Origin of the sequence: Mucilaginibacter sp. SG538B, assembly GCF_013376065.1 — a bacterium.
GTDB classification, from domain to species: domain Bacteria; phylum Bacteroidota; class Bacteroidia; order Sphingobacteriales; family Sphingobacteriaceae; genus Mucilaginibacter; species Mucilaginibacter rubeus.
On sequence record NZ_JABMJI010000001.1, the window covers coordinates 38847 to 57895 of the forward strand.

Genomic DNA, 19049 nt, shown 5'->3' on the forward strand with positions numbered 1-19049 from the left:
CCTCAGAGAGCTCTGATAAGTTATAGAAACTTTAAAGAATGGCAGGCTCCAACCGAGTCTCCTAACCGTGGGCGACACATTGGCTAACCTTTTGCCCTTATTCATCGTTCAAAATGGGTATGAACAATATTATAGCATTCTGCTCCTAAATATTTTCAAAATTTCTTTAATTAATTGATAATAAGTTAACTTTGCGCGGAATTAAAATCCTAAACATGAAACACAAGTACAAAATTATAGTATTGCTGCTTGCCGGTATTACTGCCATTTACACTTCGTGCCATAAGCTTAACATGGCGCCTAACAATCAAAGTACAGTAAGTAAAAAAGAAGCGAGTGTGCAAATTGCGCAAAGCCTTGTTGGCATTTTTAACCCCGAAAACGGCGGGTTTGATTTTAAGAGCGGTTTAAGTATGCCAACCGATCTATCCCTGAACAAAAAAGGTAAGATCAAAGTACAATCTGTTGACCCTCAGCCACAGTGCGGCGCCAAAATGGATACTACGATAGCATTTAATTTAGATCAAAGCGATACCTCAAAAATAGATATCTGGGCTAAGGTTAAATATGAGCTTACCTGTACCAATGGAGTACCTTCAGGGGTTACCGCTAATGATAGTTTAAATATGACTATGGCAGGCAGCGGTTTTACAATGGTTTTAAAAATGGGTGAAAACCTGATACTCAGAAGCCTTAATCCGGGTGTTGAACACGCCCAATACTCTTTTGATGGCCCTGTGAATTATTATGCCAGGGTTAACTACACCAAACCTACAACAGACCAGCCAAATGTTGAAGGCACGTTTAACTACAATTTTAAATCAATTGTTGTTGATCCAACAAAAGACCCCGATTTTATTTTAAGCGGAAGTGCTGCCTTTTCGAGTAAAGGAAGTATCGGAAAAAATGTCTGGAACTATAAAGGGACGATAACGTTTTTAGGGGGGCACAAAGCTAAGATCACTATCGACGGCACTGTTTATACTGCCGATCTGATGACAGGCGAAGTTAATTAAATTCTTTTTAAATATATGTAGAGCCCTGCTCCCTAACCGGAGGCAGGGCTTTTTGTATGCTATGGTTTTTCAAAACGGCATGCTTTTTATCACCTGTGTATTTGATAAAAAAAACGGGGAATATTTTCCACGTATTTTTCCCCGAAGCGGGGAAAGCAGGTAGTGGGTGTGTTTTGTTGTTCCGTTGCTATCAGTAGTATAAATCTTTAACTGTTTTATAAAAAAGGAAAATGAGCCTAAAAACACATATCCCGGCCGTTTTTTTTGCGAATTTTTTACCTGGTGGTATGCTTATTGCCAATTGAGGCAAAGAGATCTAAACTTTATCTTATACGTTTATGAAACTAAATCTACGCAGTGTATTACCTTTATTAACAGGTGTGGCTATTTTTTATTCGGCCTGTACAAAAACAGGAATTAATGTAAAATCCGATCCATCAACTGTAAAAGCAAGCGATAATGTAGCCAGTTCGGCAATTGCAGATAACCTGGCAAAATCATTGGCCGGTTCATTTGGAGGGGCCAGCCTTAACGACGGTGTTACCCCCTCAACCAATGCCTCATCAAAGCTTAAAGTACAGAGTACATATAGTTGCGGTTTTTATATTGATACCAGCCTGAACCGTGTATTTAATCAAGGTGATACCTTAAAAGCAACCAAAACAGGCGGTACCAAATATTATTTTATTTGTGACGGCAACAAAACTGTTGGTTACGATTCGGTTGATTCATTAAACACGGTAGGCAGTGGCCCGGGTTATTCATTCGTTTACAATATTGTGCAGAAATATAAGGTTAGGGGCCTTAACACCAATAACTCAAACTTCTCGCTTGATGGCCCTATGAAAGCCTATGTTGATAACGAATACACCAAATACAAAACGTTTAGCAGGGTGCATAATACCTACGTGTTTACTAACCTGTATGTACATGGCAACGATAAGTTTGATATCAGCAGCGGCACAGCTACTTTCCGTTCGGAAGGAAAAACAAACGGCGGCGGCTGGGATTATAGCGGCACTATCGTTTTCCTGGGCAACCACAAGGCAAAGCTGACTTTCCTTAATAAAATTTTCTTAATTGATTTACTAACCGGTAAATCAACGCCTGCATAATCACGATCTTTCAATCAATCAATTATGCCCTGTGCCGGTTTTCGGTACGGGGCTTTTTTGTGCCTGAAACAATAACTTATTATATTGCCGTCCCATCCTGTTGCTCCCCCTTTAGGGCGCCGGGGGATCAATCATGAAACGCCTCTTATCAAACCTAACTTTTCAGGTACTTATTGCCATTGCCCTTGGGGTAGTGGCCGGCTTATACGTTAAAGGCTTTGCCCCAACTGCCGAACTGATTAGCAAGAAGTTCATCAGTCTCATCACCATGCTGATTGCGCCTATCATCTTTTTAACCATTGTGCTGGGCATTGCCGGCATGAGCGATATGAAAAAAGTGGGCAGGGTAGGCGGTAAAGCTTTGTTATATTTCGAGATCGTAACCACGTTCGCGCTTGTCATCGGCGTTACCGTAGCCAATATTATTAAACCCGGTGCCGGTTTTGAAAACCATGCTGCAAAAATGGATACCGGCAAATTAGCCGTATACGAAAAAGCCGCCGCCGAAATGCACTGGGGCGACTTCCTGGCCCACATAGTACCTTCAAACATCTTCAAAGCTTTTGTTGAAGGCGATATTTTGCAGATCCTGTTTTTTGCGATACTGTTTGGTTTTGGGTTAAGCCGGATGGGTAAAAGTGGCGAAGCGGTTATTCAGCTATTTGATAAGCTTTCGAAAGTGTTTTTTAATATCATGAAGATAGTGATGAAGGTGGCGCCGATAGGGGCTTTTGCGGGTATGGCTTTTACGGTGAGCAAATATGGTATTCAAACCCTAAAACCATTGGCCCTGTTGATGGGCTCGGTTTACCTGACCATGTTCCTGTTCATATTTGTGGTATTGAATATTATTTGTCGGCTGTTTAAGTTCAGCCTTTGGGAATATCTGAAATACATCAGGCAAGAGATCCTGATAGTGCTTGGTACCTCTTCATCCGAATCGGCATTACCGGCCATGATGGAGAAAATGGAAAAGTTTGGCTGTTCCAAATCGGTGGTGGGTCTGGTGATCCCCACGGGGTACTCTTTTAATTTGGATGGCACTACCATTTATCTTTCCATGTGCGTGATATTTTTGGCGCAGGTGTTTAATATTCCGCTTTCGCTGGGGCAGGAGCTAACCATAATCGGCATCCTGATGATCACCTCCAAAGGTGCGGCGGGCGTAACCGGCAGCGGTTTTATTGTGCTCACCAGTACGCTTACAGCCATCAAAATAATACCGGTAGAAGGTTTGGCGATATTAATAGGGGTTGACAGGTTTATGTCGGAAGCACGGGCCATTACCAATGTGATAGGGAACGGTGTTGCTACTATTGTGATTGCGAAGAGTGAGGGGGAGTTTGTTGAACAGCCGGCTGAAAGGGGAGTTAATGAATAAATCGGATATATATATATTATTAACAATTTTCAAAGCACTGGTATTGTTAACTGGTTTGACATTTACTGCGATCAATTTTATCCCGGGTATTTCTGGCGATAAAGTGAAACTTAAAAAAGCCGGGATTATATTTCTTGCTACGTTTTTGGTGTTCGTTTTAATTACAGCGGTTGAATTTGCAATTGCATTCAATTAGTAATTGGCCACGTTATGGATGGCAGTGTAATGATTTCGGATTTTGTCTGAACCCGAATCTACCAGAATGAAAAGCAAATTCAATAAATTGCTAAAATTCGCTTAATTCGAGTTCAGACAAATAGCCTGGGCCGCAGGCAACGCCCTAATTTAGTTGGCAGTAGATAGTTTTCAGTTGACAGTTTTATTCAACGGGAACTTTATAATCATAAAAAATTTAAAACACATAAACACCCTATAACCACATCCAATCCCCTTAAAAGTCACTTTTATGTTAACATATAAATTTAGATTACAATAGGGTTTGACATTCGGGCAAAAACTTTAGCTTTGCCGTACTAAAACGAAAAAACCAATGAGTGTACTCGTAAATAAAGATTCAAAAGTTATTGTACAAGGTTTCACCGGTAAAGAGGGTTCATACCATGCCGAGCAAATGATTGCTTATGGCACTCAGTTAGTTGGTGGTGTTACACCAGGCAAAGGTGGTCAAACCCATTTAGACAGGCCGGTTTTTAACACGGTAAAAGATGCCGTTGTTGCAACCGGTGCCGATGTATCCATCATTTTTGTACCTCCTGCTTTTGGTGCGGATGCTATTATGGAAGCTGCTGAAGCCGGCATTAAGGTTATTGTTTGTATCACTGAAGGGATCCCTACAAAGGATATGATCGCGGTAAAAGAATATCTTACCGATAAGGATGCACGCCTGATTGGTCCTAACTGCCCTGGTATCATCACTGCCGATGAAAGCAAAATTGGTATCATGCCTGGCTTTATCTTCAAAAAAGGTAACGTTGGTGTGGTTTCAAAATCAGGTACTTTAACTTATGAAGCGGTTGACCAGGTGGTTAAAGCCGGTTTGGGTATCACTACAGCTATTGGTATCGGTGGCGACCCGATCATTGGTACACCAACCAAAGAAGCTGTTGAATTATTAATGAACGATCCGGAAACTCACGGTATCATCATGATTGGTGAAATTGGCGGAAATATGGAAGCCGATGCTGCCCGCTGGATCAAAGCGAACGGCACTAAACCTGTAGTAGGTTTCATTGCTGGTCAAACCGCGCCTCCGGGCCGCCGTATGGGCCACGCAGGTGCTATCGTAGGTGGTGCTGACGATACTGCTGCTGCTAAAATGAAGATCATGGCCGAGTGCGGGATCCGCGTGGTTGAGTCGCCTGCTGAAATTGGCGCTGCCATGGCTGAAGAATTGGCTAAGTTAGCGTAAAGCCTAAGGCTGAAAGCCGAAAGCGAAAAGCTTTTTAATATTTGAGAATCCCGGTCATGTTTTGGCCGGGATTTTTTAGTTTTTAAAAATAATTTGGAGTACTTTTTCCGTATCTATGTATATGGTCAAAAATCTACTTAAGTCAGTCTTCTTCATCTCGTTAGCTGCGGCAAGCTACTCATCTATGGCTCAACCCTACAAGCCCGCAATGTTTACTGATCCCGACAGGTTAAAAAAGATCCAGGCTACTTTTCCGGTAATCGATCAGCTTTATAAAAAATATGCTGAAGATAATCACTGGCCCGGCCTGGTTTATGGCATTGTGGTTGATGGTAAGCTGGTGCACAGCGGTGGTTTAGGGCATACCGATATTGATGCCAGGATCAAGGCCGATTCATCGTCGGATTTTCGGATCGCCTCCATGACCAAAAGCCTTACCGCTATGGCCATCCTAAAACTCAGGGATGAGGGCAAGCTAAAACTGGATGATCCGGCTTATATTTATATCCCCGAGATGAAGGGGTTGAAATATTTGACCAAAGACGCTGTCCCTGTAACCATAAGGCACCTGCTTACGCATACAGCTGGTTATCCGGAAGATAACCCATGGGGCGACAGGCAACTTGGAGTTAGTGATGATGAACTATTGGCTTTGTACAAAAAAGGTGTTTCATTTTCTAACAATCCCGGTCAGGGTTACGAGTACAGCAATCTTGGCTTTGCTACGCTGGGATATATCATCAAAAAGGTATCGGGCAAAACTTACGAGCAATACATCACAGAAAATATCCTTAAACCATTAGGTATGATACATACCTATTGGGAATATACCAAAGTGCCCAAAGATAAACTGGCGCATGGCTATCGCTGGCTTGATGGTAAATGGGTTGAGCAACCGCTGCTGCATGATGGGGCTTACGGTGCGATGGGTGGCCTGATCACTACTATTGATGATTTTAGTAAATATATGGCCGTACATATAGATGCCTGGCCCCCACGTGATGATGCCGAAACCCTGCCTGTAAAACGCAGTTCTATCCGGGAAATGCAGTACCCCTGGGATGTGAATTATTTAACGGCTAACGCTAAAACAACCACTGGCAGGCCATGCCCCAATGTAAGTGCCTACGCTTACGGTTTACGCTGGGCAAAAGATTGCGATAACCGGGTTTACATTGGTCATACCGGCGGTTTGCCCGGTTTTGGGAGCCAATGGAATATTTTGCCGGAGTATGGTATTGGCGTTGTTTCATTTGCTAACCTTACTTACGCCCGCGCCGGTTATCCTAATACCCAGGCCCTGGATACACTGTTGGCCCTTTCGGGTATAAAATCACGGCAATTGCCGGCATCAGCCATATTAGAGCAACGTAAAAATGATCTGCTTAAAGTTATTGCTGATTGGAGCAAGGCTAAAGAAAGCGGCATTTTTGCTGATAACTTTTTTATGGATTATTTCCCCGATAAACTTCAAGCAGCCGCAACTGAAGCTTTTGCAAAAACAGGCAGAATAATAAGTGCCGGTGATATTGTTGCCGAGAACCAGTTGCGCGGTTATTTTATTATCAAATGTGAAACTGGAAATATCAAAGTGAGTTTTACACTTACACCCGAAAACCCGCCATTGGTACAGGAGTTTCATTTTGATGTGGTGCAATAAGCAATTGTTAAAATCACGTTTTCTGCTTCTTTAACCTTGCGCTCGTTTGCAACGAGCACTTAATATGATTTGGCGATTGCATCGCTCGTGCGTTATAAACGCAAGCCTTGGTTACACACTCGTTGCAAACGAGCGAGATCAGGATAAAATTTTGATACCGGTCAGTTACTTATCAAAAAGGGCAATTTTCGATTTGAAAATTGCCCTTTTTTCATTCCATTTTGAGGCCGACCTACGTCTTCGCGAAATTGATTTATGATACAGCCTCTTTTTTGTTTAAGGTCGTTATGGTATATTTATGGATAAATGAAGCAACCCAAGGTATACACTTTTAAAAATAATAAGCTTACAGCTGAGGTGATTATTATGGCCGTTAATGTTGCTTTAATTATTTTCATTGTTATCAAAGTTTACCAGCATCCATTAATTGCGCTGTTTTTAGCACTTTTGCCGGCAACGTTTCTTTACTTCCAGGTTTATGTTGTTAGGGTGATAAATCAGTTTAATGAATATGATCGAGGGAAACAGTTAATTATAAGTGACGGCAGAGAAGTGGCCACTTTAATATATCAGGATCAAACCCTTGTATTAAACAGGGCTGATCTTGTTAGGGTTGAGCTGTATGAGCAAAAGGATATGGGTAAGTTTGGGAAGTATGATTATATGGTGATTTATACCATTGATGATAAAAAGATACTCATTACCAAATTTACAGTGCCTTCGCTATTATATGATAAGATAATAGAAACGTTTTTAAGCAAAGTACCCCGGGTTTATTTTAAGAAGCAGTTTAATTATATAGACCAGCAAAAATTCCCGCAGGCAGGTCTTTTTTGAACTTGCATCTGTTTATAACGTGAGTTTATTATGAATACCAGTTAAAAAAACATGTCATTGCGAGGAGGAACGACGAAGCAATCGCATGCTATACAGAGCGGCTATGCCTCCGTGCGGTTGCCACGCTTCGCTCGCAATGACATTTTTATTATACATCTTTTAAAAGCAATCACGTTTTCTGCTTTTTCTTCTTAGCAGCTGGGAACAGCACATTGTTTAGGATCAGTCTGTAGCCGGGAGAATTGGGGTGTAGTTTCAAATCTGTCGGCGGATCATTTACAGCATGCTGGTAATCTTCAGGGTCGTGGCCGCCGTAAAAGGTCCATTGGCCTTTGCCGTATTCGCCGTGAATGTAACGGGCTTCATTGGCGGTTTTCATTTCGCCCATGATGGTAACGCCCGGTTTGAGCATACTTTTGTTGTAGGCCGTGGTAAGGCCCATAAAGCCTTTTATTACTTTGTCATGATCCTGCGTAAGCATGCTCGGCACAACATCCCATTTGGCCGAAAAATCAAACAACGTAAAGAAATCCCGGGTACGATCAACCTGGCGGGTGGTGGTAACGTCGATATTGCTGAAGGAATGCGAAATGGGGTTCATATCCAGCGTAAAATTCTGAAAGGCGAACGTTTGACTAAAATCGAGTTTGGATTGCGCGTCCTGGTCGGCAGCATCACCGTCGAACATACGTTCGCAGATATCTGTATTAGCAGCCGATAGTGCAATGTCAAAAGTATCGGTACCTGAGCACATGGCAAACAGGAAGCCGCCGCCTGCGCAAAAATCTCGGATGTTTTGGGCTACGGCCAGCTTCATTTTTGATACCTTGCTAAAGCCCAGTTTATGGGCCATGGTCTCCTGGATTTTGATATCATCGGTATACCATTGCGCGTAACGGAAGGCGCCATAAAACTTGCTGTATTGCCCTGTAAAATCCTCGTGGTGCAGGTGCAGCCAATCATACTTAGGCAGTTCGCCGTGGATCACCTCTTCGTCGTAAACTACGTCGTACGGAATTTCGGCATATTTTAAAACCAAGGTAACTGCATCATCCCAGGGCAGCTTGTTTTTGGGGGAGTAAACCGCCATGCGGGGGGCTTTCTCCAGTTTAACCAGGTCCATATTTACCGATGGATCGCTTACTTCGGTAATAATTTCGGTGGCTTTGGCATCGGCAATAACTTCGTAGCTTACCCCGCGGATCTTGCACTCTTCCTCAACTTTTTGCCCGTACTTCATCATGAAACTGCCACCACGATAGTTGAGCAGCCAGTCGACTTCTTCGCCGTTTTTGAGCACCCAGAAAGCTATCCCGTACGATTTCAGATGGTCCTTTTGCTCATCATCCATAGGGATTAAGATAGATGCAGCCCGCGACGTTAAAGGTAAAAGGTAAAAGGCGAAAGGTAAAAGGAACTTTAGCTTTATAAGTAATAGACGAAATGTAAGAGGTGAAAAGTTATTGCCTGATGAATTATTCACGATCCTTGTTAATTTGTTTACTGCCGGGTTATCAAATGTAACGAATAAAGGGCTAATGTATTTTAACCATTTTTAACACATAAGGGCTTCTGGCTATATGCATGTTGTTTTAGCTTTATGGCGTTGTTAAATCTGGTCCTTAAATGAGTTTATCTGTTATTGTCAGAAATATTTTCCTTGTCGGTGTTTTATTAATATCCTGTTTGGCCGCGCACGCGCAGAACGGAAGTTCGGGTATGCGCCTCAATCGTGATGCGTTGATTAAAAAGCTTACAGAAGCCGACAGCAGTCTTGTTTTTAAGCAGGACACAGATATCAGCCTGTTGCCAAATTTTGTCGCCACAGATGCCAATGGAAGCCGGGCCCAACTAATTGGCAAGCCCGATGAGCTGGCAATAGTTAAATGGACTTACGTTTTTACCGCCGACGAAAAAGTGAACCTCGCCGAACTGCAAAAACTGGCCTGGTTTGCCAATACTTTGGGTGATCAGGAAGGACTCGACTGGTTTTTTGCCCAACTGGCCGAATTGGGTAAAGATTATAAAAAGCCGCTTTCGGAAATTAAAATGTTTGATTCAAAAAGAAAAGGCGAGATTAGTTATTCGCCAAAACAAAGATTACTTACCATGACTTTTACACCCTGGTAATTAATAAATATTCAAACCTTTCACCTTTAACCTTTCGCCTTTAACCTTTTTCTTTAATCCTCAATTTTATTACCTTTGCCAACTGTTTTCTAAAAAACAAAAACATGAGCAAAGCAATAATCAAAACCGAAAAAGGCGACATGACCGTAGAGTTTTACGATCAGGATGCCCCTAATACCGTTGCTAACTTTAAAAAATTAGCAAAATCAAACTTTTATGATAACGTGATATTTCACCGTGTTATCCCTAATTTTATGATTCAGGGCGGCGATCCAACCGGTACCGGTGCTGGTGGCCCAGGCTACAAAATTGATTGCGAGCTTACCGGCAACAACCAATACCATGACCGTGGTGTGCTTTCAATGGCACATGCAGGCCGCAACACTGGTGGCTCACAGTTTTTCATCTGCCACAATCGCACAAACACTGCCCACCTTGACCGTAACCACACCGTTTTTGGTAAAGTGATTGAAAATGTTGACGTTGTTGACGCTATTCGCCAGGGAGATAAAATTTTAGGAATCGAAGTTATTGAAGATTAAGTGAATTTTGATGAGGTGAGTAGTTTATTGGTTAAACATAATAAACTACTCATCTAATCAGCCCCAACAAAAAATATATGAATTTACAGGGAATTGTATCGGTATCAGGAAAACCGGGTTTATGGAAAGCTTTGGCACAAAATAAAACCGGCTATGTGCTGGAAAGTTTAGATGCACAGAAAACAAAACTGATAGCCAACCTTTCTACAGCCAAATTAGCTGCTTTAAGTGAGATCACCATTTTTGGTGTTGAGGATGATATCAGGTTAACTGATGTGCTTGAGCGCATGAAATCAGCATCAAACATACCTGACGTTAAAGCCGACGGTAAAGCGTTGCGTACCTTCTTTTATGAAGTAGCGCCAGATCATGATGAAGAAAAAGTTTACTCATCTGATATTAAAAAGGTAATAGCCTGGTTCCAGATATTAAAGCCGCTTCCAATTTTTGAAGAGGCCGATCCTACCCAGGCACCTGCCCCGGTTGCAGAAGAACCCGTTGCCGAAGCTGTAACAGCTGAACCGGAAGCTGAGCCAGCAGCACCAAAAGCAAAAGCTAAAAAAGCCACAAAAAAAGCCGAATAATCGGCTTTTTTTAGTTATAGCGATTCCCATCGTCCTGCGTGCTTTAAATGATGTCATTTCGAAGCCTGGAAGGATGGAAATTGTGAAGGCAAGGCCGAGAAATCTTATACGCCCTGTAAAACGTTGATTTTATGTCGTAGAAGATTTCTCCTCACCCATCCCGTTTGTTCCCCGGCCGGTTCGTCGAAATGACATCTTCTTTATGATATTATAAGAACATACGGGTATTTAAGAGCATTACTCGGTATCAGTATAAGCATCGCCCCCAATAAAGATCATTGTATTTGTTGCGTGTGCAGGTGAACCCGAAGCACCTAAGGCAAATGATTTTTTGATCACCTTGCTGCCATAATTCAGTTCGATGGTGTTGCCGTAAATTTTGTAGGTGCCGCCTTTGCCTCCGGTTTTTTTCCAGGCGCTGGCAGCAGGTGTCATGATTCCGCCGTTTGATCCTTCAGTAAAATGAGTATCATCAATAAAATTGATCTTTTTGATTACCAGGGCATTTGTGCCGTTGCCATAATCGCCGCCGCTTACTTTTTCATATCCTTTTTTTAGCTTAATACTGCCTGTATACGGATAGGCCGGGAACCAATTGCCTTCACCCAACTTATAATCATAGGTTTTTCCTTCGTTATTAGTAAGATAAAAGGTTGCGCCCGTTTTTTTCCAGGTTCCCCAGGCTTTAGGGCGGCTGCTTTTAGCGGCTGTTACATCCAGCGTTTCAATTGGCTCATCACCAACGTCAAAGTATTCGCCGTTTTTAAATAATACTACGGGTTCAAAGGCAATGGCAGCAGGATAGCCACTTACAGCCCTGAAATACCATCCTTCAACGGCAGGAGCAGCCTTTGCTGGTTTGTGATAGGCGCCTCCGCTTTTTGCATTAGCGGTGGCGCTTAAATGTAATGTGAAGCTTGAAATAGCAAGGCAAATAGCCAGGTGTTTAACTTTCATATCATTTAGTGTTTTGGTTAACTTGTATTAATTAACTCAAACATAAATGATTGGTTTGCAGGAATCTGATTAAGCTTTTGTTAAAAGCTATACATCCATCGCATCATAAACAATAACCTTTTCCCAAAGATGGCTGCAGTTTTTAATAAACTCCAGGTGGATAGGATGGGTTTGATAAGTGGCTTGTCCGGCCAGATCGCTGAAAAACATCAGTTCGGACACCGCCCAGGAGTTATCTACTACGTCGCGTTTTTCGGTACTGGCTACGATACCTACGCGAAGTTTGCGTATGGTTTCAATTTTGGCAAGGGTTTTAACTCCGGCTACCAATTTATCACGGTCTTCTGTTGATCCCGGATTTTTAAGCCAGAAAAACACATGGTGAACTATTGGCCATTCTTCTTTTTGCTCTTTCAGCGATATTGCCGATGCTGTAACTGTACCTGCAGCCAGTGCCGCTGTTGTGGTTATGAATTTTCTTCGGGTTGATTTCATGACAGGTTAAATAATCGCTTTCAAGGTAGTAAGAATTATTAAAGAAAACTATATCCTTGTGGATACCAAACGCCCCGATAAACGGATGGAGTCATAATATTTGGTAAAACATGTCCCGATTCTAAAGTGGATATGTCAATGTCTTCAATATATCTTTTTACCGGAGGAATCTGTTTGCCTATAAATATATCATTTTGGAGTATAAATAGGGCATCTTCATAATTAACGGCAGTTAAGCCACACCCTACAGCAATCCCTGGTGGTAGGTCGCCGTCAACAACGTTAATATCAAATTCAAACCAATATCTTGTAAGTCTTATCATTATTGTTTATTAAAAAGGTATATCAAAATACGTCTAAAACATAAAGCAACCCAATAATAGGTACCACATTAGAGAATATTAAGAGGCCAATATTTTGATCATTATTTTCTCTTTTTACATAACGCGAAAGGAATACAAAGAAGCCGATGTAGTAAATAAAGGGGAGAAAGAAAATTGTAAAGAGGAGCTTTCCCGCCGAGCTCATAAGCTGGCCCCAGCCCAATATAATTGGCCATACTACATCCCGACGATTTCAAGAAAGGTGATAACGGATAGTATTTTTAAGGTTTGGGCTTTGCTCATTTTAAGGTAATTGTTTACCTTAAAAATAAGAAAATGAGGAATTTTATGAAATAGGAAAAACTAACCTACAAACACTCCGGCTGCTTACACCCTTCTTCCGAAAATTCGGGTTCAAAAGTGCTGTGGCTGATATCCAGATGTTCCAAACGGTGGCGAAGGTCATGCTTGATATTATCAAAATCGGCCATGGCTTCAGGCTTGATCACCAGGTGGGCAGTAAGTGCGTTTTCGGTGGTGCTGAGTGCCCAAACGTGCATGTGGTGAACATCAACCACACCTTTGGCTTTTTTAAGTTCGGCTTTGATCTTGTCAAGGTCCATTTCGGCAGGTACGCCGTCCATTTCCAAACGCAGGCTGGCCGTAAGCAGGCTCCAGGTGCCGCGTAATATCACAAAACCAATTATCAGGCTCACTGCGCTGTCAATCCAGTATAGTTTGGTAAAGTATATGATAATACCAGATATCACCACACCAAAGGATACTATGGCATCAACAGCCATGTGCAGGTAAGCGCCTTTAATATTGAGGTCGGTATCTTTATCTTTCACAAACAGCCAGGCTGTAAAAGCGTTAATGCCAATGCCTATAAAAGCAACCCAGGCCATGGTGCCGCCCGATACTATTTCGGGGTTCATGAAGCGCGTAATAGCCTCATAAATAATAAAACCAACGGCTGCAAATAATATTACCGCGTTAAAAAAAGATACGATGATAGTCGACCGCTTATAGCCGTAGGTATACTTACTATTAGCGCTTACTTTGGTAAGTTTAAAAGCAAGTAAGGCTAATGCGAGCGAGGCCACATCGCTCAGGTTATGGCCGGCGTCGGTTAACAGGGACAAAGAGTGGGTAACAAAACCTGTAATAGCCTCAACCACCACAAACACCGAGTTAAGCACGATGCCCCAAATAAAAGCCGAATTTAAATGATCAAGCTTAGGGGCATGGTCGTGATGATGGTGCCCGTGCGAATGTGAGTGTGAATGATCGTGACCTGCTGACATTTAACAAAGGTAGGTAAAAACCTTGATTCGCATGATTTTAGGATTTCCTGAAATAAGCATTTGCTGTAACATCGTTGTGGTCATAATCCCGCTCCGTATCTGTTTATTTGATCAATCATCAGGGCAATCCTTAAATCCTAAAAATCATGGTTCGGATTATTCGTGATGATAAGGCTCACCCTTCATAATGGTATATGCCCTGTACAGTTGCTCCACAAAAAACAGGCGTACCATCTGGTGCGAAAATGTCATGCGCGAAAGGGAGATCTTGTCGTTAGCCCGCTGGTAAACGGAGGTATCAAAGCCATAAGGCCCGCCGATGATGAATATTAAATTGGCAGATGTGGTAACTTCTTTTTTATTGATATAAGCCGCAAACTGGCTTGATGTAAATTCCATTCCTTTTTCATCCATCAGGATCACAAAATCAAGCGGGGTGATTTTCTTGAGAATTAACTCAGCCTCTTTGGCCTTTTGCTGCTCGGGGCTCAGGGCTTTGGTGTTCTTAAGCTCGGGGATTTCGGCAAGCTCCAGTTTGGTATAGTGTTTTAGCCGTTTTACATATTTATCAATGCCTTCCTTTAAATAGGCATCCTCTGTTTTTCCAACGGTAAGGAACGTGATCTTCATATCTGCAACAAATAAACGTTTATTTAAAATATATGTGTTTATTTTGGTTGAATTTATCTGCAAATGGAACAAACAATTATAAACGATTATACGCAAAGGGCAAGCCTCGCCGCTGCAGAAGCGGCCAAATATAAAAAGCTTGCCAATACCTATTCGCTGCTGAGGCTCGGCATTTTTGCCATGGTGGCTGTAACTATAGCCTTTGCCATTCACTTCGACAATTTCAGCATCATCGCCATTGCTTTTGTATTGCTGGTTTTTGCCTTTGCCTGGCTGGTAGCGCGCCAAAGTGCGTTTGAAAAGCAGAAACAGTATTATGACGATCTGCAGCAGGTAAATGAAAACGAGATAGTTAGTATCCAAACCCACGGCAATATCTACAACGATGGCGCGCGCTACGCTAACGACAAACACTTTTACACTTCCGACCTGGATATTTACGGTAATGCATCGTTATACCAGCTCATCAACCGTGCAGCTACTACCCCGGGAAATAATAAACTGGCAGGTTGGCTCAATGCCCCGGCAAGCAAGCAAACCGTATTACAGCGGCAGGACGCCGTTAAAGAAATAGCCGCTAAGAACAGCTGGAAGCTCGATCTGCAAACACGGCTCATTTTCGCCATAAAGCAGGATGTTAACCAGCTTAAAAACCTTTTCAAATACCTGCACATTCCGCTCGATATGCCAGGCGAAAAATGGCTTGCCGCTTATACCAAAATAGCGCCTTACCTGTTTACGGCGTTGCTGGTAGTCGCTTATTTTTATTCGCCGGCGAAGCTTGCGGCCATCGTGGTTGGCTTGTTTAATATGGGGGTGGTGTTTTCAAAAGCAGCCTACATCAGCAAAGCCGATCTTATTGCCGGTAAAATAGGTGATACTTTATCCAACTATGCAAATGTATTTAAGTGCATTGAAGACCAGCAATGGCAGGCCGGTTATAGCAACACCCTGGCGCAACAGCTAAAAACAGACAAGACATCGGCCAAAATAAAAGAACTGGGGGAGTTGATCAATAAGCTTAATTATCATCTTAACTTGTTAATCGGCTTTGTGCTCAACCTGTTTTTCTTATGGGATATCCGCCAGATCATCGCCATTGAAAACTGGAAACGCCAAAACCAGGACAGCCTTGAAGCCGCTTTTGATGTCATTGCCGAATTTGAATCACTATTGAGCCTGGCCGGTTTGGCTGTAAATTACCCGGACTGGTGCTTTCCTGTTATTGACGACAGGCAGGGCTATACCCTTACAGCTAAAGCCATTGCCCACCCGCTTATTGATGTCACCAAACGCATCGAAAATGATTACGAACTGGATAATACCTTTAAAGTTGACATCATCACCGGATCAAATATGGCCGGCAAGAGTACCTTTTTGCGTACCGTGGGCATTAATACCGTGCTGGCCTTAAGCGGTGCACCGGTTTGCGCCCAAAGTATGCAGGTATCGGTGATCACCATGATCAGTTATATGCGGATCAAGGATTCGCTGAATGAAAGTACTTCGACTTTTAAGGCCGAGCTCGACCGTCTGCAGATGCTGCTGGCCGCGGTCGAAAATGAGCCTAAAGTGTTTTTCCTGATTGATGAAATGCTGCGCGGTACCAATTCGGTTGATAAATACCTCGGCTCAAAAGCGGTTATCGAGCAGCTCATCCGCAAAAATGCGGTGGGTATGGTAGCCACTCACGATTTGCAGATAGCCCATCTCGAAACCAAATATCCTGATTACGTACGTAATTTTTATTTTGATATCCAGGTAGTGAACGGCGAAATGCTGTTTGATTACAAGATCAAGCACGGTGAATGCAAAACTTTTAATGCCTCATTGCTGCTTAAGCAGATAGGGATTGAGGTGGATGCGGAGTAACTCTCTTCGCCGTCATTGCGAGGTACGAAGCAATCGCGAACTGTACAGGGCTGATTTGCAAAGCCCCCCTGCATATTGGGGATTGCTTCGTACCTCGCAATGACGTATAAAAACTAAAGAGCCGGAAGCATTTACGCTCCCGGCTCTTTAGTTTTTTCTTATATCCTGACTCTAACAGTCTTGACTCTTAAAGATTATCGGCCTCCTGTAGGTGAACCGCCGGCACCCTGGTCGCCTTGTTTCATGTCATCATTGTTGATGCCTTTTTTCTGTTGATTAGGGTTGCTGAAGCTTAATTTACCGAAGCTGTAGCTAAACGTTACACCAAACGAACGGAATGGGAACGCAAATTTGCTGCTTTGTGTAAATGTTGGCGTTTTTATATCGGTGTTAAAGTTTTTGTAAGTATTGAATGGCTCAATGGCATTAATACCCAATGCAAGTTTCTTTTGCATAAACTGTTTTTTAAAGCCAAAGCCCATAATGCTGAACGATGGGTTTGAGCCCTGAATGGTGCGGCGTGCCGAATTTTCAACAGCAAATGCCTCAGCTATAAAGTTGTTTGGCAGTGTAAGCTGAGCACTTAAAAATGCGTTGTACTGCACATAAGTATTGGTTTGCGTTTGCTGGTGCGTAAACTGGTCAATAGCGGTTGGCTTATAGGTGTAAGCGTTGATTTGCCCGCGTATGGTCAGGATCTTGAACGGGGTTACCGAACCAAAAAAGCTTGCGCCATATGAGTTATTTACGCCAATGTTTTGATAGGTAGTTAAAGTAGCGTTCTGATCACCATTAGGTGGCAGGTTTTCAACTATACCTTCAATTAGGCCTGATGTATGCTTATAATAAGCCGACAGGTTGATCACAGACGATTTTATGAATGTGTTGTATCCCAATTCAACTGTTTGCGATATTTCGGGCGCTAAGTCGGGGTTACCAACTGTTTGCGCTGTAATATTGCTCCTGTTAACAAAGGGGTTCAAAAACTGTAAGCTCGGGCGTGTGATACGTTTGCTATATGATAATTTGATAGTTTGAGTAGGTGTAAGTGCCTTTTGAAAAGTTAAGCTTGGTATAAACGTATTATAGTTTTGATCAAAAGGGCTAAGATTTTGAGCACTATTGATTGGCTCGCCGTGAATATCCGTATTTTCAAGCCTCGCACCTGTCATGATGGAGTAGCCTTTAGGCAGAGAGAAAGTTAATACGGTATAACCGGCCCAAACTGTTTGGTTATAATTATACCTGTTTGAGTTTGGATCGCTGAATACAAAACCGCCGTTTCCGTCCGGTACAAAATAATCCGAAATACTTTTTATCCTCCTGATGATGTTTTTGCCGCCGGCTTCCAGCTTAAGCAGTTTGCTTACAGGTAAAGTATAGTCGGCTTGTATGGTATACTCGTTGTTTTTACCGTTAATATTGTTTTGAAGGGAATCAAACACCGCCGAATACAAGTTAGTATAATCGGTAACAATTTTGCTATGGCTCCATTGTGCAGACAGGTCCAATTCATGACCTTCTTTTTTAAATTTGTGCGTGTAATCAATGTTCCAGTCAAAGCCACCAAAACTATTGTGACCGCGACCATCAGAAGTGTAAGACTGATCTTTGGTGTGATCAAAATAATAGGTTTGATTTGTGGTTGACAGCGAATGCGGATCAAACCCACCCTGATTTAAACGGATGGAAGTACGTAAGTTGTTGTACGCGTTAAAATCATAGCCAGCCGAAACAGAACCTATTACGCCGTGACGTTTAACGCGGCTGGTTCCGGTAGATGTTTGCTCATAGTGTTTGGTAGGGTCGTTATAATTAAAGTTCTGATCGCTTGAGGTAAGCGAGGTTTGAGGCCATGTTGCATTACCACCAGCGTTTGCCGATAAGCTAAACCTGTTGTGGTTATAGTTGATATTGGCGTTGCCGTTGTTTTGACGTGTACCAACACCACCGCTGATTGAACCGCTGATACCTGAAACATTTTTTTGCTTGGTAATGATGTTCAAAATACCGGCCGAACCTTCTGCATCATATTTGGCAGATGGTGAAGTTACCACCTCGATACTCTTGATCTGGTCGGCGGGGATGGTTTTCAAAACATCCGATAAGCTGGCAGATGTAGCACCGGATGGCTTGCCATTGATCAATACGCGTACGTTTTGGTCACCACGAATAGATACGTTACCGTTAAGGTCGACAGCAACCAAAGGCACTTTCTGTAACACATCGGTAGCGTTACCGCCTACCGATGTAAGATCCTTTTCGGCGTTATAAACTATCTTATCGATCTTGTTTTCGATTAATGCGGCCTGGCCAACTACGGAAACTTCTTTAAGCGCGTGTGAGCTTGGGGCCAACAGTACCTGACCAAGCTTAGCATCTGGTTTTGATGGGGTAGTGGTTACCTGATCAATATATTTAGTTGGGTAACCTATAAAAGAGATAGCCAGCTTATATACGCCCGGCTTTATATTGTCCAATTTAAAGTTACCTTTTTCATCGGTTACAACACCGGTAATTGGCGATTTGCCTCCGCTGCGATATAAACCAACCGAGGCGTAGTCCATTGGTTTTTTGGTTAGCGAATCAATGATAGTGCCTGATATTCTGCCTGTTGTTGTAGGTCCGCCGCCGCCCACACCAAACTGGGCCTGAGCCGATAACGCGAAGCAGAATAATGCAATAAGTATGTAAAAACGTTTCATTTAGTATTATTTTGGTAATTGGAGGCGAAAATACTTTAAATGTTACATGCTGAATTTTTATTTTTT

Annotated in this window: 17 protein-coding genes; 10 read left to right on the top strand and 7 right to left on the bottom strand. The window is 42.6% G+C overall.

Going from position 1 to position 19049, the window contains the following annotated elements:
* Positions 1–215 precede the first annotated feature (215 nt).
* The 6 genes from FHW88_RS00170 (at position 216) to FHW88_RS00195 (ending at position 7438) form a co-directional block, all read left to right on the top strand.
* Complete coding sequence (locus tag FHW88_RS00170) at positions 216–1016, top strand: hypothetical protein (RefSeq protein WP_176622239.1); 801 nt, start codon at positions 216–218, stop codon at positions 1014–1016.
* A gap of 338 nt (positions 1017–1354) precedes the next feature.
* Complete coding sequence (locus tag FHW88_RS00175; protein WP_176622241.1) at positions 1355–2131, top strand: hypothetical protein; 777 nt, start codon at positions 1355–1357, stop codon at positions 2129–2131.
* Positions 2132–2264: 133 nt separating this feature from the next.
* Positions 2265–3512 (top strand): C4-dicarboxylate transporter DctA, encoded by a 1248-nt coding sequence (gene dctA, locus FHW88_RS00180; protein ID WP_176622243.1) that lies wholly within the window; start codon positions 2265–2267, stop codon positions 3510–3512.
* 550 nt (positions 3513–4062) lie between these two features.
* Positions 4063–4941 (top strand): succinate--CoA ligase subunit alpha, encoded by an 879-nt coding sequence (gene sucD / locus FHW88_RS00185; RefSeq protein WP_090534235.1) that lies wholly within the window; start codon positions 4063–4065, stop codon positions 4939–4941.
* Positions 4942–5062: 121 nt separating this feature from the next.
* Complete coding sequence (locus FHW88_RS00190) at positions 5063–6601, top strand: serine hydrolase domain-containing protein (RefSeq protein ID WP_176622245.1); 1539 nt, start codon at positions 5063–5065, stop codon at positions 6599–6601.
* Positions 6602–6907: 306 nt separating this feature from the next.
* The gene (locus FHW88_RS00195; protein WP_090534230.1) at positions 6908–7438 is read left to right on the top strand and encodes a hypothetical protein; all 531 of its coding nucleotides are present in this window, start codon (positions 6908–6910) and stop codon (positions 7436–7438) included.
* A 169-nt stretch (positions 7439–7607) separates the two neighbouring features.
* Here the strand turns inward: FHW88_RS00195 and FHW88_RS00200 are convergent, their stop codons facing one another.
* Positions 7608–8789, bottom strand: coding sequence for an asparagine synthetase B (locus FHW88_RS00200; protein WP_218117107.1), 1182 nt, complete (start codon positions 8787–8789; stop codon positions 7608–7610).
* Positions 8790–9064: 275 nt separating this feature from the next.
* Here FHW88_RS00200 and FHW88_RS00205 point away from each other — a divergent pair, with 275 nt between their 5' ends.
* The 3 genes from FHW88_RS00205 (at position 9065) to FHW88_RS00215 (ending at position 10694) form a co-directional block, all read left to right on the top strand.
* On the top strand, positions 9065–9568 hold the full coding sequence (locus FHW88_RS00205; RefSeq protein WP_139160067.1) for a hypothetical protein: 504 nt from the start codon (positions 9065–9067) through the stop codon (positions 9566–9568).
* 104 nt (positions 9569–9672) lie between these two features.
* The gene (locus tag FHW88_RS00210) at positions 9673–10110 is read left to right on the top strand and encodes a peptidylprolyl isomerase (protein ID WP_090534226.1); all 438 of its coding nucleotides are present in this window, start codon (positions 9673–9675) and stop codon (positions 10108–10110) included.
* Positions 10111–10187: 77 nt separating this feature from the next.
* On the top strand, positions 10188–10694 hold the full coding sequence (locus tag FHW88_RS00215) for a DUF5606 domain-containing protein (protein WP_176622247.1): 507 nt from the start codon (positions 10188–10190) through the stop codon (positions 10692–10694).
* A gap of 237 nt (positions 10695–10931) precedes the next feature.
* Here FHW88_RS00215 and FHW88_RS00220 read toward each other — a convergent pair whose 3' ends face one another.
* The 5 genes from FHW88_RS00220 to rlmH all read right to left on the bottom strand — a co-directional run bounded on the left by FHW88_RS00220 (position 10932) and on the right by rlmH (position 14406).
* Positions 10932–11651, bottom strand: coding sequence for a hypothetical protein (locus tag FHW88_RS00220; RefSeq protein WP_176622249.1), 720 nt, complete (start codon positions 11649–11651; stop codon positions 10932–10934).
* Positions 11652–11738: 87 nt separating this feature from the next.
* The gene (locus FHW88_RS00225; protein WP_176622251.1) at positions 11739–12146 is read right to left on the bottom strand and encodes a Dabb family protein; all 408 of its coding nucleotides are present in this window, start codon (positions 12144–12146) and stop codon (positions 11739–11741) included.
* 38 nt (positions 12147–12184) lie between these two features.
* Entirely contained in the window at positions 12185–12469 is a 285-nt protein-coding gene (locus tag FHW88_RS00230; RefSeq protein ID WP_090534218.1) for a hypothetical protein, read from the bottom strand.
* A 368-nt stretch (positions 12470–12837) separates the two neighbouring features.
* Positions 12838–13776, bottom strand: coding sequence for a cation diffusion facilitator family transporter (locus tag FHW88_RS00235; RefSeq protein ID WP_176622253.1), 939 nt, complete (start codon positions 13774–13776; stop codon positions 12838–12840).
* Positions 13777–13932: 156 nt separating this feature from the next.
* Complete coding sequence (gene rlmH / locus FHW88_RS00240; RefSeq protein WP_176622255.1) at positions 13933–14406, bottom strand: 23S rRNA (pseudouridine(1915)-N(3))-methyltransferase RlmH; 474 nt, start codon at positions 14404–14406, stop codon at positions 13933–13935.
* A 63-nt stretch (positions 14407–14469) separates the two neighbouring features.
* Between rlmH and FHW88_RS00245 the strand changes: the two genes are divergently transcribed.
* Entirely contained in the window at positions 14470–16278 is a 1809-nt protein-coding gene (locus FHW88_RS00245; protein WP_176622257.1) for a MutS-related protein, read from the top strand.
* 194 nt (positions 16279–16472) lie between these two features.
* Here the strand turns inward: FHW88_RS00245 and FHW88_RS00250 are convergent, their stop codons facing one another.
* Positions 16473–18983, bottom strand: coding sequence for an outer membrane beta-barrel family protein (locus tag FHW88_RS00250; RefSeq protein ID WP_176622258.1), 2511 nt, complete (start codon positions 18981–18983; stop codon positions 16473–16475).
* Positions 18984–19049 lie beyond the last annotated feature (66 nt).

Coding starts and splice junctions, on each gene's coding strand:
- FHW88_RS00215 (WP_176622247.1), top strand. CDS start 10,188: ATGAATTTACAGGGAATTGTATCGGTATCAGGAAAACCGGGTTTATGG.
- FHW88_RS00175 (WP_176622241.1), top strand. CDS start 1,355: ATGAAACTAAATCTACGCAGTGTATTACCTTTATTAACAGGTGTGGCT.
- FHW88_RS00170 (WP_176622239.1), top strand. CDS start 216: ATGAAACACAAGTACAAAATTATAGTATTGCTGCTTGCCGGTATTACT.
- FHW88_RS00225 (WP_176622251.1), bottom strand. CDS start 12,146: ATGAAATCAACCCGAAGAAAATTCATAACCACAACAGCGGCACTGGCT.
- FHW88_RS00195 (WP_090534230.1), top strand. CDS start 6,908: ATGAAGCAACCCAAGGTATACACTTTTAAAAATAATAAGCTTACAGCT.
- FHW88_RS00210 (WP_090534226.1), top strand. CDS start 9,673: ATGAGCAAAGCAATAATCAAAACCGAAAAAGGCGACATGACCGTAGAG.
- dctA (WP_176622243.1), top strand. CDS start 2,265: ATGAAACGCCTCTTATCAAACCTAACTTTTCAGGTACTTATTGCCATT.
- FHW88_RS00235 (WP_176622253.1), bottom strand. CDS start 13,776: ATGTCAGCAGGTCACGATCATTCACACTCACATTCGCACGGGCACCAT.
- FHW88_RS00250 (WP_176622258.1), bottom strand. CDS start 18,983: ATGAAACGTTTTTACATACTTATTGCATTATTCTGCTTCGCGTTATCG.
- FHW88_RS00220 (WP_176622249.1), bottom strand. CDS start 11,651: ATGAAAGTTAAACACCTGGCTATTTGCCTTGCTATTTCAAGCTTCACA.
- FHW88_RS00230 (WP_090534218.1), bottom strand. CDS start 12,469: ATGATAAGACTTACAAGATATTGGTTTGAATTTGATATTAACGTTGTT.
- rlmH (WP_176622255.1), bottom strand. CDS start 14,406: ATGAAGATCACGTTCCTTACCGTTGGAAAAACAGAGGATGCCTATTTA.
- FHW88_RS00205 (WP_139160067.1), top strand. CDS start 9,065: ATGAGTTTATCTGTTATTGTCAGAAATATTTTCCTTGTCGGTGTTTTA.
- FHW88_RS00200 (WP_218117107.1), bottom strand. CDS start 8,789: ATGGATGATGAGCAAAAGGACCATCTGAAATCGTACGGGATAGCTTTC.
- sucD (WP_090534235.1), top strand. CDS start 4,063: ATGAGTGTACTCGTAAATAAAGATTCAAAAGTTATTGTACAAGGTTTC.
- FHW88_RS00245 (WP_176622257.1), top strand. CDS start 14,470: ATGGAACAAACAATTATAAACGATTATACGCAAAGGGCAAGCCTCGCC.
- FHW88_RS00190 (WP_176622245.1), top strand. CDS start 5,063: ATGGTCAAAAATCTACTTAAGTCAGTCTTCTTCATCTCGTTAGCTGCG.